Here is a 15513-nt window from a genome sequence, read left to right as displayed (position 1 = left end):
GCCGAAGCGGTCGGACAGCGCGCCCCAGGCGAACGCCGCAAAGCCCATGCAGAGGAAATCCAGCGTCGCCGCCGCCGAGATGCCGGCGCGCGACCAGCCCATCGCATCCGAGATCGGTTGCAGGAACACGGCGAGCGACAGCATCGTGCCGAAGCCGACGCAGGTCATCAGCGCGCCCGCGCCGACGACGACCCAGCCATAGTCAAAGCGCGCGGCCTTGCTCATGCGTTTCCCCGTTGCGCGGTGTTGCTGTTGTTGGTCCGCGCTTGCGGCGATGGTGGCGCATCCGTCCGCGGTCGGCAAGCTAGAGCGTTTTCGAGCGAAGTGGATACCGGTTCGCGTGAAGAAAACGCGTCAAGTCAAGAACCTGGAGCCCCGTTCCGATTCTATCGGAACGGGAAAGGCTCTAGCTAGCCGCACTCCCAGGCGCGCCCGATCGGTGTCCAGACCCAGCACGGGCCGTAGCTGCCGCCATTGTAGCGGCCTCCGCCATGGAATCCGGGGCGGCCGAAGTAGTGCCAGTCCCCGCCATACCAATATTGCGGCGAATAGTCCGGGTAGCCGCGCGCGGCACCGCGCGGGCCGAGCACCGGAATGGTCGGATTGGGCGGCTGGCGGTAGCCGGGCAGGAAGCCGTAGCCATGCCAGCGCGTGCTGCCGTGGCGCTTTTTCGAGGAGGCAGCCGAGCTCAGGTCCGGCTGCAACAATGCGAGGATGACGATCGAGAACGACAGGATGCGCAACATGATCCGAATTTAGCCCGCACGCGGGGTGATGGCGATTCAAATCATGGTGCGTTTTGTTGCTGGGACAATAACGGGCAACGCCGGCGCGGTCGGCTCAGCTGTCCACCTTGAGCGCGGCGATGAAGGCTTCCTGCGGGATGTCGACCTTGCCGAACTGCCGCATCTTCTTCTTGCCTTCCTTCTGCTTCTCCAGAAGCTTGCGCTTGCGCGTGATGTCGCCGCCGTAGCACTTCGCGGTGACGTCCTTGCGCAGCGCGCGGACGGTTTCTCGCGCGATCACCTTGCCGCCGATCGCCGCCTGGATCGGGATCTGGAACATGTGCGGCGGGATCAGCTCCTTCATCTTCTCGACCATGGCGCGGCCGCGGCCCTCGGCGCGGGTGCGATGCACCAGCATCGACAGCGCGTCGACCGGCTCGGCGTTGACCAGGATCTGCATCTTGACCAGATCGGCCGGCTTGTAGTCGGTCAGATGATAGTCGAACGAGGCGTAGCCCTTGGAGACCGACTTCAGCCGGTCGTAGAAGTCGAACACCACCTCGTTGAGCGGCAGATCGTACTTCACCATCGCGCGCGAGCCGACATAGGTCAGCTCCTTCTGCGAGCCGCGGCGGTCCTGGCACAGCTTCAGCACGCTGCCGAGATATTCGTCCGGGGTCAGGATGGTCGCCTCGATCCACGGCTCCTGGATCTCGGCGATCTTGACCACGTCGGGCATGTCGACCGGATTGTGGATCTCGAGCTCGGTGCCGTCGGTCAGCTTCATGTGGTAGATGACGCTCGGCGCGGTCGCGATCAGATTGAGATCGAATTCGCGCGACAGCCGCTCCTGGATGATCTCGAGGTGCAACAGGCCGAGGAAGCCGCAGCGGAAGCCGAAGCCGAGCGCGGCCGAGGTCTCCATCTCGAAGGAGAAGCTGGCGTCGTTCAGGCGTAGCTTGCCCATCGCCGCGCGCAGCGTCTCGAAGTCGTCGGCGTCGACCGGGAACAGTCCGCAGAACACGACTGGAATGGCGGGTTTGAAGCCCGGCAGCATTTCGGTGACCGGCTTCCGGTCGTCGGTGATGGTGTCGCCCACGCGCGTGTCGGCGACTTCCTTGATCGCCGCGGTGATGAAGCCGATCTCGCCGGGGCCGAGCTCCTCGACCTGCTGCATCTTCGGCGTGAAGAAGCCGACGCGCTCGACGTCGTAGGCGGCACCGGTGCCCATCATGCGGATGCGGCTACCCTTCTTCATGGTGCCGTCAACGACGCGGATCAGCACCACCACGCCGAGATAGACGTCGTACCAGCTGTCGACCAGCAGCGCCTTGAGCGTCGCGTCGCGGTCGCCCTGCGGCGGCGGCAGGCGGGTGACGATCGCCTCCAGCACGTCGGGCACGCCGACACCGGTCTTGGCCGAGATCATCACAGCATCCGAGGCGTCGATGCCGATCACGTCCTCGATCTGCTGCTTGACCTTCTCCGGCTCGGCCGCGGGCAGGTCGACCTTGTTCAGGACCGGCACGATCTCGTGATTGTTGTCGAGTGCCTGATAGACGTTGGCCAAGGTCTGCGCCTCGACGCCTTGGCTGGCGTCGACCACCAGCAGGGAACCCTCGCAGGCCGCCAGCGACCGCGACACCTCGTAGGCGAAGTCGACATGGCCGGGCGTGTCCATCAGGTTGAAGATGTAATCCTTGCCGTCCTTGGCACGGTAGTTCAGCCGGACGGTCTGCGCCTTGATGGTGATGCCGCGCTCGCGCTCGATATCCATCGAATCGAGCACCTGCTCCTTGCCCGCCATTTCGCGATCCGACAGGCCGCCCGTCATCTGGATCAGGCGGTCGGCAAGGGTCGATTTGCCATGGTCGATATGGGCGACGATGGAGAAGTTGCGGATGTTGGAAATCGGGGCAGTTGTCATGGGGCGCGGGATAGCATCCGCACCCCCGCGCGGGCAACCATATTGCGGTATTTTGCAGGGGTGTGACGGCGAATCACGGGGGTCTTTCCGGTCGGGTTGCAATGATCGATTTTCGGGCATGTTTCTGCTAGGTCTTTCGGCCCGAAAACCCTGGACCTGACGATGCGCTGGACCTTGCTCGCTGCCGGATTGCTCGCCGTGCTGTTGGTCGCGCCGGCGGCCGCCGAGAAGCGCGTTGCGCTGGTCGTCGGCAATTCCACCTATCAGAACGTGTCGCGGCTACAGAATCCGAAGAGCGATGCAGAGCTCGTGGCCGACACGCTGCAACGGCTGGGGTTCGCGCTGGTCGGCGGACGGGCCCAGGTCGATCTCGACAAGGCCGGCTTCGACACCGCGATCCAGCGCTTCGGCAGCCAGCTGATCGGCGCCGACGTCGCGCTGTTCTATTACGCCGGCCACGGCATCCAGGTGCGCGGCACCAATTATCTGGTGCCGGTGTCGGCCAACCCCACGCGCGAGGCCGATGTCGATTTCCAGATGGTCGATGTCAGCCTGGTGCTGCGGCAGATGGAAGGGGCGGGCACGCGGCTCAACATCGTCATCCTCGATGCCTGCCGGAACAATCCGTTCGGCGGGCGCGGCCTGCGCGCCGCCGATGGCGGCCTTGCGCAGATCCGCGCGCCGGAGGGCACGCTGCTGTCCTACGCGACCCAGCCCGGCAACGTCGCGCTGGACGGCGATGACGGCCACAGCCCCTACACCCGCGCGCTGGTCGACACCATGCAGAAGCCCGGGCTCGACGTGCTGCAAGCCTTCAATCAGGTCGGTCTGGTGGTCAAACGCGCCACCGGCAGCGCGCAGCAGCCGTGGGTCTCGACCTCGCCGATCGACGGCTCGTTCTATTTTGCCGGCAACGCGCCGGCCGCAACAAACCAGGTCGCAACAAACCAGGTCGCGACCGCCGATCCGCCGGCGACGGTGATCCCGCCGCAGCAAAGCCTGCCTGCATCGGCGCCGCCGGCAGCGCGCACCCAATCGGACTTCATCATCCCGGACTCCGACAGCCGCCTGCTGTCGGACGCCGATCTCAAGGCGCTCAGCAAGGACGAGCTGCGGATCGCCCGCAACGAAATCTTCGCGCGGCGCGGGCGCTACTTCAATGCGCCCGACCTGACCGCGCGCTTCAGCAAGTTCGCCTGGTACGTACCCCGCTCATGGGACCCGCCGCTCAACGCTGTCGAGAGCGCGAATGTCGCGCTGATCGATCGTTTCGAGCTCGGCACGGGAGCGGCGCCGGGCGGCTTCATCTTCCCGGATTCCGATCGCCGTCTGCTGACGCCGGCCGATTTGCGCCGGCTGTCGCGGGACGAGTTGCGGATCGCGCGCAACGAGATCTTTGCCCGCAGGGGCCGCTATTTCGATTCCGCCGATCTCAAGGCGTATTTTTCGCGCTTCCCCTGGTATGCGCCGAACAGCTGGAATCCGAAGCTGAACGCGATCGAGGAGGCCAATGTCGCGCTGATCGATCAGACCGGGAAGCGCTGAATGGCCGGGCGAGGGACAGCTTGCATCATTGCATTGCTCGCGCTGATGCCACCGCTCGCGCAAGCCGAAACGCGCTCCGAACTGCTCGACCGCCTGGTGCGCGCCTATCCCGATGCGCTGTCCGGCCACGACGACACGTCGATCACCTGGCGCGACGGCACGGTGATGCCGGTCGATGACGGCGTCTCCGACAAGCCGTTCGACCAGATGCTGCGCAATGCGTCGATCCTCGACCAGATGCGGCTAACTTATCCGACCGGGCCGTCGGCACCGCCGGCCCCCAACGTTGATCCCGGCCGTTTCCGCAACGAAGCCTTCTTCAGGAAGATGTACGGCGACTGCAATACCGGCGAGGTCAAAAGGAACCTGGTGACGATCACCTGGCTGCCGAAATCCTGGGGCAAGCCGGTCCAGGTGACACGGGTCAACGGCGTCGCCGAGCGTCTCAAGCAGGTCTCCGCCGAGATCGACGCACTCGATCCGGCGCTGCGTGCAGCGGCTTTTCCGATCGCAGGTGTGCTGTCATGTCGCGCCGTCGCCGATACCGGCCGGATGAGCATGCATGGCTATGCCGCCGCGATCGACCTCAACCTGAAGGTCTCGGATTACTGGCTATGGGCAGCCAAGGGAGACGGCAAGGCCAAGACCATCCCTTACAAGAACCGGATGCCGCGAGAGATCGTCGATATCTTCGAGCGCCATGGATTCATCTGGGGCGGCAAATGGTATCACTACGATACCATGCACTTCGAATACCGGCCGGAGCTGCTCGGAAAGTGAATCGGAAGCCGAATCCGTCGGCTGGAGGCGTTCTCACGCCAAGCTGATTTCACTGGCCACAAAAACGCGCTAAAGCGCGGCGTAGTCCAAACGAGCTATCTCTGCGCTCCCGCTTCCACTCGGGCATGATCCACCCGGAAATCCGCTTGCCACTTTTCCGGGGCATGCCTCAGGCACAGGCCATGTCGACCGTCTCCATTCTTCCCGCCGCACGGCGCACGAGCCGCAAGCTGACGATTCGCCGGATCGCCGCATGGATCGCCTCGCGCGCCACCGATCCCAGGACCAGCCTGTGGTTCGTGATCGGCTTCGCGCTGGTCCACGCGTTTCTCTGGACGCTCATCCTGGTCAAGCTGAAGGCCGCGCAGGACGTCCACATGGATGTCGCGGAAGCCTATGCCTGGGGCCAGCGCTTCCTGCTCGGCTACGGCAAGCATCCGCCGCTGTCGGGCTGGATCGCAGGCGTCTGGTTCAGGATCTTCCCCGTGACCAACTGGTCGACCTATGCGCTCGCGATGGCCACCGTCAGCTTCGCGCTGGTGGTGTGCTGGCTGATCGCGCTGCGTGTCGTCGATCGCCGTCGCGCGTTCTTCATGGTGGTGATGCTCGCGCTCTACCCGATCTTCAATTTCAAGGGCTTCAAGTACAACGCCGACCTCGCCCAGCTGCTGCCGCTGCCGCTGCTGGTGCTGGCCTATCTGAACGCGTTCGAGAAGCGCAGCTTCAAATCAGGTCTGTGGCTCGGCTTCGCCGGCATGCTGGCGCTGATGACCAAGTACTGGGTGGTGACGGTGATCGGCGCCATCGGGCTTGCCGCGCTGATCCATCCGCAGCGCGCCCAGTTCCTGCGCTCGCCGGCGCCATGGGTTGCGATCGGCACGATGATCGTGGCGATGATTCCGCATCTGGTGTGGCTGGAGGAGGTGAACTTCGTGCCGTTCACCTATGCCGGCGACGTCTATGCGCTGTCGAGCCGCGCGCTCAACGTGCAGCTCGTGATCGGCTACATCTTGCACAATGCCGGGCTGCTCGCGATTCCCGTTGCGCTTGGCTTTGTCGCGCTGCTGCTGGGGGCGGTGCCGTGGCGGCCGTCGGACGTGCTGGCGCGCATCTGGTCGCGCGGACCCAATCCGGCCGTCAACCTGCCGCAGGCGCTCAACGTCTGGATCATCCAGTCGATCGTCGCGATCGGGCCGCCGCTCGGCGCGCTGGCGTTCACCGTCTACATCAAGACCGATTGGGGCATCCCGCTGTTCTTCCTGGTGCCGCTGGCGCTGGTCGCGATCCCCGCGCTGCGCTTCCCGCGCATGGCGCTGTTCTCGATCACGGCGGTCTGGTTGGTGGCCACGATCGCCACGCTGATCGCCGCGCCCAGCATCGCCACGCAGGAGATGGCGTCGAGCCACAATGGCGCCGCGACCTACGCGGCGCGCTCCGAGCTCGCCCGCGAGCTCACCCAGACCTGGCAGGACAGATTCCATTCACGCTGGGCCGTGGTGATTGCGCGTTCCGACATCGGCGAGCCGATGACGTTCTACAGTCCGGATCATCCGGCGTCGCTGGTGCCGGGCGAAGCGTGGACCTCCGGTCTGACCTCGCTCGATGAAGCCAGGCGTCTCGGTTTCATCGGCATCTGCGACACCACCGATCCGGTGTTCCTGAAGCCATGCGAGGCGTGGATGGCGGAGAATGCCAAGGATGCCGAGCCGCTGGTGATGACCACCATGCGCTTCTTCAACGGTCATCCCGGGCCGTCGACCGCCTGGAAAGTCTATCTGGTGCCGCCGGCGAAGTAGCGCCCGCTCAGAGTCCGCGAACGCCTCGTCATTGCGAGGAGCGATAGCGACGAAGCCTGTCATCGGGCGCGCGTTCGCGCGACCCGTTGGCTCGCAATGACGGGATGGATAGATTGGCGGCCTTACAGGGGAGGCCGCGCTTACGTGCCTTCCTCGTTGAACTTGCTGGCGACGAGTTCGGCGATGGCGTCGAGCGCTTGCTGCGCCTCGGCGCCCTTGGCGGAGACCACGACCGTGGTGCCGGGGCCGGCGGCCAGCATCATCAGGCCCATGATCGAGGTGCCGCCGACGGTCTCGCCGCCGCGCGTGACCCAGACCTCGGCATTGAAGCGTTCGACCAACTGGACGAACTTGGCCGATGCCCGCGCATGCAGGCCGCGCTTGTTGACGATCAGCAGTTCGCGGGACATGGCGCCCGCTGGCACGCCCGGGCCGGCCTGGTTATCGCCCGAGGCCCCGTCGCTCATTTGCCTGCGAGCACGCGGCTGGCGATGGTGACGTATTTGCGTCCGGCTTCCTGGGCCATCGCGATCGCGTCCGGCAGCGAACGCTCCTCGCGGACCTTGGCGAGCTTGACCAGCATGGGAAGATTGATCCCCGCGAGCACTTCCACCTTCGGACGGCTCATGCAGGAGATCGCAAGGTTCGACGGCGTGCCGCCAAACATGTCGGTGAGGATCGCAACGCCGTCGCCGCTATCGACGCGATTCACCGCCTCGATGATGTCGCTTCGACAGAGATCGGAATCGTCCTCGGCACCGATCGTAATTGCCTCAATTTGTTTCTGCGGACCCATTACGTGTTCGAGCGCCGCCCTGAACTCGTCGGCAAGGCGCCCATGGGTCACCAGCACTAGACCAATCATCGGAAACTCCTCGCGGGCGCCCTTTGGTGCACCGCACGAACGCGCCACTTTGACCATCCAGAGGCCCTGCGCAAGAGGGCATCTTGGCTAGTCTCCCGGTTCCTGGCGGTAGAGAGGGGAGGCTGCGCCGGCAAAATCCGGCGCGATTGTGGATGTGATATGGTTACCAATTCCCTCCCGGCAATTGGCCGCAAGATTACGGGACCATGAACTTTCGGTTGTCGTCAGCGCTGCGACAACTAGCGGCAGGGGTAGGAAGCCGGCGGCGACGGGTAATCGCGGTAACAAAACACCATTGAGGCGAGACTTGAGCGCCTCCGGCGGCGGCAGCCGCTCGGCATCGTCGGCGGCAAGGTCGACGATCAACCCGACCATGGCCTCGCTGGCGAACGGGCAGTGGCGGATTCCGAGGCCCCGGATCTCGATCAGACCGGCCAATTGGGGCGCCGGACGAACCCACAATTGTTCACCGGCTGTGTCGAGATGGACACGGTCATCCCCCACCAAAATGGCCGGCGGAAGCGCGCCGGTGCGCCCGGCGAGAATCAGATCGAAGGCGAGACGGGACTTGCCGGCGCCGGACGGGCCGCGGATCAGCACCGCACGCTCGCCGACGAGAACGGCGGATGCGTGCACGCTTGAATTGTCGCTCATAGTGTTGGCAGCCTGACCACGAAGCGTGCGCCGGCGACGGTCGGCTTGCCGTCGTCATCCGCCGGACCGGTGCGGTTCTCGGCCCAGATGCGCCCGCCATGCGCTTCGATGATCTGCTTGGAGATCGAAAGCCCGAGGCCGGAGTTCTGGCCAAAGCCTTGATGCGGCCGGTCGGTGTAGAAGCGCTCGAAGATCCGCTCCAGCGCGTCCTCGCCGATGCCGGGCCCGTCATCATCGACCACGATCTCGACCTCGCCGCGCGTGCGGCGGCAGACGATGCGCACCTTGTCGCCCGGCTTGGAGAACGATTGCGCGTTCGACAGCAGGTTCGAGATCACCTGGCCGAGTCGGGAATCATGGCCGGGCACCGAGAACGGATCGTTCGGTCCGCGACCCTCGAAGCGGGCCTCGACGGCAACGTCGTGGCCGAGCCTGGTCTCGTTGGCGACGCCGGTCAGCGTGGTCAACAGCCGCCGCAGATCGACCGGCGCCATGTCTTGCCGCTGCAACTCGGCATCGAGCCGGCTGGCGTCGGAGATGTCGGAGATCAGGCGGTCGAGCCGCCTGACGTCATGCTCGATCACCGCGAGCAGCCGGGCGCGGCTGTTCTCGTTGCGCGCCAATGGCAGCGTCTCGACCGCGGAGCGCAGCGAGGTCAGCGGGTTCTTCAGTTCATGCGCGACATCGGCGGCGAACATCTCGATCGCCTCGATGCGGCTGTAGAGCGCGTTGGTCATGTCGCGCAACGCGCCCGAGAGATGGCCGATCTCGTCGCGGCGCCCGGTGAAGTCGGGAATCTCGACGCGGGTCTGGATGCGGTGGCGGACGCGTTCGGCGCCGTCGGCGAGCCGCCGCACCGGGCCTGCGATCGTGCTCGCCAGCAGCAGTGACAGCATGATCATGACCGCGGACGCGACGCCGCCGATCTTGAGGATGGCGAGGCGCTCGGACATCACCAGCTGGTCGATGTCGTCGCCCTGGGTGGTCAGCATCAATGCGCCGCGCACCGCACGGAAGTGCTGCACCGGAACGGCGACCGACACGATGATCGCGCCGCGCTCCGTGACGCGCACCATGCTGCTGTTGAGGCCCTCGAGCGATTGCGCGACTTCGGAATAGCCCTTGCCGCCTTCGGGACCGAGCTCGCGGTAGATCGGCAGGTCGCCGCGGTTGAGCCAGGTCTTGATCGTGGCCTTGGTCTTCTCATAGAGCGACGGCTTCTCCGACGGCGGCGGCAGCTCCATGCGCAGCACGTCGCCGCGCGCGAACAAATTGCGGCTGTCGAGGATCAGGCCGCCATCGCGGTCGAAGATGCGGGCGCGCGTCTTGGTCGGCGCGATCAGGCGACGCAGGATCGGCGCGACCCGCTCGGGATTGATCGGGAAATCGGCCGATTCATCCGGCTGGCCAAAACTCTCGCCGGGCTTCAGGTCGAGCAGCCGGTCGGGATCGATGGTGACGGTGTTGCCTTCGACGGTCGCGGAGGCGGCGATCGCCTCCGAGATGATCTCGGCATAGACCATCATGCTCTGGGTGCGCGCCTCGATCAGGCCGGCGCGGAATTGCGACAGATAGAGGATGCTGGCGACCAAGGCGACGAGGCCGGCCAGGTTGAGCGAGACGATGCGGCGCGTCAGGCTCGAGAACGACAATGCGAAGAAGAACTGGCCGGCGCGGCGCAGCCAGCCGAGCGGGCGGCGCCAGCCCTTGTCCCGCGCCACCTCGTCGGCCACGGCTTCCTGATCGAGGAGCAGTGACGCGTCCTCGGTATTCAGTCCCTGCTCGAGCTGCGTTCGATCAAGCACAGGCGAAAGCTGCCGGTTGGTTTGGATGTCGTCCCGCGAAGCAGGCGGTGGCCCAAGCTTACCCCAGCCGTGCGGGCCCTGTCAGTTAACAAGCCGCCCGGGAGGCGCAGATCAGGCTTCCTTGAAGCGATAGCCGACGCCGTACAGCGTCTCGATCATCTCGAAGTCGTCGTCGACCACCTTGAACTTCTTGCGCAGCCGCTTGATGTGGCTGTCGATGGTGCGGTCGTCGACATAGACCTGGTCGTCATAGGCCGCGTCCATCAGCGCGTTGCGGCTCTTCACCACGCCGGGGCGGGTGGCGAGCGCCTGTAGGATCAGGAATTCGGTCACGGTCAGGGTCACCGGCTCGTTCTTCCAGGTGCAGGTGTGGCGCTCCGGGTCCATGCGCAGCAAGCCGCGATCGAGCGCGCGCGCGTCCGGCTCCTTCGGCGCGGCGGCCGGGTCCTTCGGCTGGCCGCGGCGGAGCACGGCCTTGACGCGTTCGACCAGCAGGCGCTGCGAGAACGGCTTGCGGATGAAATCGTCGGCGCCCATTTTCAGACCGAACAATTCGTCGATCTCTTCATCCTTCGAGGTCAGGAAGATCACCGGCAGGTCCGACTTCTGGCGCAGCCGGCGCAGCGTCTCCATGCCGTCCATGCGCGGCATCTTGATATCGAGGATCGCGAGATCGGGCGGCGACGTGCGAAATCCATCCAGCGCCGACGCACCATCCGTGTAGGTCATGATGCGATAGCCTTCGGCTTCGAGCGCGATCGACACCGAAGTGAGAATGTTGCGGTCGTCGTCGACCAAGGCGATTGTGGGCATGAGCTGCTTTCACAATGAGAGTGGCTTAAACGGCGGGCACTTTGGCGACGCGCCGTGGAAATGGGCTTCGAACGCGGTCAACGAGCAATGCAAGCTGGGCTGAAGTGTGACCGAGTTCCGCAAAAAATACGTTTCTGCGACCCACGCGATGGACCCCATATACCACCCTGAGACCATGAAAACAGGCCCTTTTTTCGTCTGGAACCGGCCCATTTCGCCCTCAAAATGACCCGATAGGCCCATGCAACCGACCGCCGACTTCGACCCCGCCCGCCTTGCCCGATCGCTGCTCCGCCGCAGCCGCCAGGGTGCGCTCGCCACGCTGATGGCCGGTTCGGGCGATCCGTATTGCTCCCTGGTCAACCTGGCCAGCCACCCCGATGGCTCCCCGATCCTGCTGATTTCGCGGCTGGCGCTGCACACCAGGAACATCCTGGCCGACGCCAGGGTGTCGCTGATGCTGGACGAGCGCGCCGAGGGCGACCCGCTGGAGGGCGCCCGGATCATGCTCGGCGGCCAGGCGGAGGAGGTCACGGAGGCAGAGCGGGAGCTGGTCCGCCGGCGCTACCTTGCTGCCCAGCCGTCGGCGGAAGCCTTTGTAGAATTTAAGGATTTTTCGTTCTTCGTGATCCGGCCGCACGGCGCCCATCTGGTCGCCGGGTTCGGCCGCATCGTCGACCTGACGACGGCGCAGTTGCTGACCGATCTCTCTGGCGCCGAAGCGCTGCTGGAGGCCGAGGGTGGCGCGGTGGCACATATGAATGAGGATCACCGCGACGCCATGAATCTCTACGCCACCCGCCTGCTCGGCGCGGAAAGCGCCGATTGGCTCTGCACCGGTTGCGATCCGGAGGGCATGGACCTGCAAGCCGGCCGGGACACGCTGCGGCTCACCTTCCCCGATCGTGTCAGCAACGGCACCGAGTTGCGCAAGATGCTGGTCCGGCTCGCCGGCGAGGCGCGCGCCAAGGTCTAGGCGCCTTCGACGAGGCATCGTGTCGCACGACCGCCGCGCTCGGTTGCCGGTGCCGGGATTGCTCTGCTTCTGACAGCGCGATCATTTGGTGTGTGCGCGTCATCGCTGAGTGGGCCTGAGGCGCGTGCCAGCATTTCCGGCACTGCTGCAAAGGAGAAGCGCCGGGATTGCGATCTCCGAACAATGGTGATGTGCGGGTGGTGGTTTGATTGCGTTATCATCGATTGTCAGGACAGCGATCATCTCGCCTGCGAACGCGCGTGGGCGTCGCGGAACATTCGCCGTCGCCGCGCATTGAAGCTGCCCGATAGCGGACGAGATGCTCGCACAGCAATGCCACATCAACTCGCGGCGGCTTATCTCAACGACACATCTTCAACGCGAAATGCATACCCGGCATTCTGCGCCTTGCGGAGCAGGGGCGCGCGTCGATCGCTGGCACTCTTTGTGCATTGCAAAGCCTTGTTCGCAGCGGGAAAGACGGCGAAACGCCGTCCGACCGTGGGGAAAACAATGCGAAAACGAAACCAAAGCGAAAGCGTTTCGCGCTGCGGTATTTGCGCCCGATGACGGACACGTCTTGGAATAAACCAAAAGCCGACCGACTGGCTTGGCAAGCCCGGCGATCCCCACTATTAGGTCGCCGGACCGGGGCCGAGAGGCTATATTCCGACGACGGTCATCACCGCGACGGGGCGCGACTAGCGACATTCGCGCGAACAAGGATACGCGGGTTCGAGGAGGTTCTTCGTGCAAGAGACGGGCGTGCATAGCGGTGCCTTTGGCGCCGACAAATTCGGCTTAAAAAATCTCAAGGGCGTGCATTGGAACTACGGTGCGCCGCAGCTCTATGAGCATGCGCTGCGCAACGGTGAAGCGGTGCTGTCGGCCGATGGCGCGTTGTGCGCTGACACCGGCGAGTTCACCGGTCGCAGCCCGAAGGACAAGTTCACGGTCCGCGACGGCCTGACCGACAAGAGCATGTGGTGGGCCGGCAACCAGTCGATCACCTCGGAGCAGTTCGCGACGCTCCATGCCGACTTCCTCAAGCATGCCGAAGGCATGACGCTGTTCGCGCAGGACCTCTATGGCGGCGCCGATCCGACGCATCGCATCAAGACGCGCGTCTTCACCGAGCTGGCCTGGCACTCGCTGTTCATCCGCACGCTGCTCATTCACCCCGAGACCTCGGAGCTCGCGGGCTTCGTGCCGGAGCTCACGATCATCGATCTGCCGAGCTTCCGCGCCGATCCGAAACGCCACGGCTGCAAGTCGGAGAACGTCGTCGCGATCGATTTCGCCCGCAAGATCGTCCTGATCGGCGGGTCTTATTATGCCGGCGAAATGAAGAAGAGCGTGTTCACCACGCTGAACTTCTACCTGCCCGAGAAGGGCGTGATGCCGATGCACTGCTCGGCCAATGTCGGCCCCGACGGCGACACCGCGATCTTCTTCGGCCTGTCCGGCACCGGCAAGACCACGCTCTCCGCCGATCCGAAGCGCACGCTGATCGGCGATGACGAACACGGCTGGAGCGCGGACGGCGTCTTCAATTTCGAAGGCGGCTGCTACGCCAAGTGCATCAAGCTGTCGGGCGAAGCCGAACCGGAGATCTATGCCGCCAGCAAGCGCTTCGGCGCGGTGCTGGAGAACGTCGTGCTCGGCGCCAATGACCGCGTGCCGGATTTCGACGACGGCTCGAAGACCGAGAACACCCGCTCGGCCTATCCGCTCGATTTCATCCCGAACGCCTCGCGCACCGGCCGCGCGCCGCATCCGAAGAACGTGGTGATGCTCGCCGCCGACGCCTTCGGCGTGATGCCGCCGATCGCCAAGCTGACGCCGGCGCAAGCGATGTATCACTTCCTGTCCGGCTACACCGCGAAGGTCGCGGGCACCGAGCGTGGTCTCGGCAACGAGCCGCAGCCGGAATTCTCGACCTGCTTCGGCTCGCCGTTCCTGCCGCGCGATCCGTCGGTTTACGGCAATCTGCTGCGCGAGCTGATCGCCAAGCACAATGTCGATTGCTGGCTGGTCAACACCGGCTGGACCGGCGGCAAGTACGGCACCGGCCGCCGCATGCCGATCAAGGTGACGCGCGCGCTGCTGACCGCGGCGCTGAACGGCTCGCTCCGCAACGCCGACTTCCGCACCGACAAGTATTTCGGCTTCGCGGTGCCGACCTCGCTGCCGGGCGTCGAACCGCACATCCTCGATCCGATCAAGACCTGGGCCGACAAGGCCGAGTTCGACAAGACCGCGCGTGCGCTGGTCGGCATGTTCCAGAAGAACTTCGCCAAGTTCGAAGCGCAGGTCGACGCCGACGTCCGCGCCGCCGCGCCGGAAGTGAAGCTGGCCGCGGAGTAGGCTGCGCAAGCGTTACGCGATTGCAAAAGGCGGCCCTGGTGGCCGCCTTTTTTTGCTTCCCGCAAGAAAGCACATGCTGTGCGACCGTCACCCTGAGGAGCCGCGTGAGCGGCGTCTCGAAGGGCGACAGCCCCACTGTGGCCGTACATCCTTCGAGACGCGCTACGCGCTCCTCAGGATGACGGGCAGAGAGCTGTGTGCGCTCGGCCGCTGCTACTCCCCCATCTCCGGCAGCACGGCATTGCTCGGCGTCTGCCGGTCGGTGATCTGCAAGCCGAACAGGCTGCCGATCAATTCGACCGCGACGCGCGCGGTGCGGCCGCGTTCGTCGAGGAACGGATTGAGCTCGACGATATCGAGCGAGCGCACCAATCCTGAATCGTGCAGCAGCTCCATGATGAGATGCGCTTCGCGATAGGTCGCGCCGCCGGGCACCGTGGTGCCGACACCGGGCGCGATGTCGGGATCGAGGAAGTCGACATCGAACGAGACATGCAGCACGCCGTTCTTGGCCTTGACGCGTTCGATGACGCGGCGGGTCAGCACCGCGACGCCGAACTCGTCGATCTGGCGCATGTCCGCGATCGAGACGTTGCGTTGCCGCAGCAGCTTGCGCTCCAGCGGGTCGACCGACCGGGTGCCGATCAGCGCGAGCTGGTCGGATGGGATCGAGGCGCGCGGCAATCCGCCGAGCAGATCGTCCAGGCCGTCCTCGCCGCACAGGAAGGCCGCCGACATGCCGTGCATGTTGCCGGTGATGGTGGTCGCCGGCGTGTTGTAGTCGGCATGCGCATCGACCCACAGCGCGAACAGCGGCCGGCCCTTCTCCTGCCAGTAGCGCGCGACGCCGTTGATCGATCCCATCGACAGCGAATGGTCGCCGCCCATGAAGATCGGGATCGCGCCGGAATGCGCCAGCCAGTAGGCGCGCTCGGACAGCGCGCGGGTCCAGGTCTTCACCTCGTCGTAGAAGCGGGTGTTGGCCGGCACCGGGCCGTCGGCGACGACGGCCGGGATCGCCAGGTTGCCGTGGTCGTCAACGTGGAAGTCGAGCTGCTCGAGCAGGCGCGCGATGCCCGCGGTGCGCAGTGCGTCTGGTCCCATCAGCGGGCCGGCCTGCGATGCGCCGATCTCGATGGGAACGCCCAGCAGCGCGATGCGCTGAGGTCTGGAATTGTCGGCTTCGGGCATGCGGCAGACTCCCAAGGCGTGGAACAGAAGCGACGCGCCAATGTTCCCTCAACGCCTGAAATAGGCAAT

Annotated in this window: 13 protein-coding genes and 1 pseudogene; 5 read left to right on the top strand and 9 right to left on the bottom strand. The window is 65.1% G+C overall.

The window, feature by feature from the left end; all coding sequences use genetic code 11:
• The 3 genes and pseudogenes from B2W55_RS06375 to lepA all read right to left on the bottom strand — a co-directional run.
• Window positions 1-225, bottom strand: a pseudogene (locus B2W55_RS06375) (MFS transporter); the annotation flags it as partial.
• Window positions 226-410: 185 nt separating this feature from the next.
• The gene (locus tag B2W55_RS06370; protein ID WP_024578913.1) at window positions 411-746 is read right to left on the bottom strand and encodes a hypothetical protein; all 336 of its coding nucleotides are present in this window, start codon (window positions 744-746) and stop codon (window positions 411-413) included.
• 94 nt (window positions 747-840) lie between these two features.
• Window positions 841-2652, bottom strand: a complete 1812-nt coding sequence (gene lepA, locus B2W55_RS06365) for a translation elongation factor 4 (RefSeq protein ID WP_024578914.1) — start codon at window positions 2650-2652, stop codon at window positions 841-843.
• Between the two features lie 162 nt (window positions 2653-2814).
• Between lepA and B2W55_RS06360 the strand changes: the two genes are divergently transcribed.
• From B2W55_RS06360 to B2W55_RS06350, 3 genes are all read left to right on the top strand, one after another.
• A complete protein-coding gene (locus B2W55_RS06360) occupies window positions 2815-4197 on the top strand; it encodes a YARHG domain-containing protein (RefSeq protein WP_024578915.1) in 1383 nt (460 codons plus the stop codon).
• On the top strand, window positions 4198-4977 hold the full coding sequence (locus B2W55_RS06355) for a M15 family metallopeptidase (protein WP_029878774.1): 780 nt from the start codon (window positions 4198-4200) through the stop codon (window positions 4975-4977).
• A gap of 182 nt (window positions 4978-5159) precedes the next feature.
• Window positions 5160-6773, top strand: coding sequence for a glycosyltransferase family 39 protein (locus B2W55_RS06350; RefSeq protein ID WP_024578917.1), 1614 nt, complete (start codon window positions 5160-5162; stop codon window positions 6771-6773).
• A gap of 140 nt (window positions 6774-6913) precedes the next feature.
• Here B2W55_RS06350 and B2W55_RS06345 read toward each other — a convergent pair whose 3' ends face one another.
• From B2W55_RS06345 to B2W55_RS06325, 5 genes are all read right to left on the bottom strand, one after another.
• Entirely contained in the window at window positions 6914-7240 is a 327-nt protein-coding gene (locus B2W55_RS06345; protein WP_024578918.1) for an HPr family phosphocarrier protein, read from the bottom strand.
• A complete protein-coding gene (locus B2W55_RS06340; RefSeq protein WP_021076632.1) occupies window positions 7237-7638 on the bottom strand; it encodes a PTS sugar transporter subunit IIA in 402 nt (133 codons plus the stop codon). Before B2W55_RS06340 ends, B2W55_RS06345 begins: the two co-directional genes overlap by 4 nt.
• An 87-nt stretch (window positions 7639-7725) precedes the next feature.
• A complete protein-coding gene (locus tag B2W55_RS06335) occupies window positions 7726-8292 on the bottom strand; it encodes an HPr kinase/phosphorylase (RefSeq protein WP_024578919.1) in 567 nt (188 codons plus the stop codon).
• Window positions 8289-10097 carry a sensor histidine kinase gene (locus B2W55_RS06330; RefSeq protein WP_024578920.1) on the bottom strand — a complete coding sequence of 603 codons (1809 nt, stop codon included), beginning with the start codon at window positions 10095-10097 and terminating at the stop codon, window positions 8289-8291. The genes B2W55_RS06335 and B2W55_RS06330 overlap by 4 nt, the downstream gene beginning before the upstream one ends.
• A 111-nt stretch (window positions 10098-10208) precedes the next feature.
• Window positions 10209-10910, bottom strand: coding sequence for a response regulator transcription factor (locus tag B2W55_RS06325; protein WP_024578921.1), 702 nt, complete (start codon window positions 10908-10910; stop codon window positions 10209-10211).
• A 241-nt stretch (window positions 10911-11151) separates the two neighbouring features.
• Here B2W55_RS06325 and B2W55_RS06320 point away from each other — a divergent pair, with 241 nt between their 5' ends.
• Together B2W55_RS06320 and B2W55_RS06315 are read left to right on the top strand one after the other, a co-directional pair.
• Window positions 11152-11886, top strand: a complete 735-nt coding sequence (locus B2W55_RS06320) for a HugZ family protein (protein ID WP_024578922.1) — start codon at window positions 11152-11154, stop codon at window positions 11884-11886.
• A 750-nt stretch (window positions 11887-12636) separates the two neighbouring features.
• On the top strand, window positions 12637-14253 hold the full coding sequence (locus tag B2W55_RS06315) for a phosphoenolpyruvate carboxykinase (RefSeq protein WP_024578923.1): 1617 nt from the start codon (window positions 12637-12639) through the stop codon (window positions 14251-14253).
• 213 nt (window positions 14254-14466) lie between these two features.
• Here B2W55_RS06315 and rocF read toward each other — a convergent pair whose 3' ends face one another.
• Entirely contained in the window at window positions 14467-15444 is a 978-nt protein-coding gene (rocF, locus tag B2W55_RS06310) for an arginase (RefSeq protein ID WP_024578924.1), read from the bottom strand.
• Between the last annotated feature and the right edge of the window lie 69 nt (window positions 15445-15513).

The organism is Bradyrhizobium sp. UBA2491, assembly GCF_002341725.1.
Lineage (GTDB): Bacteria > Pseudomonadota > Alphaproteobacteria > Rhizobiales > Xanthobacteraceae > Bradyrhizobium.
This window is presented reverse-complemented; position numbering and strand designations above follow the sequence as displayed.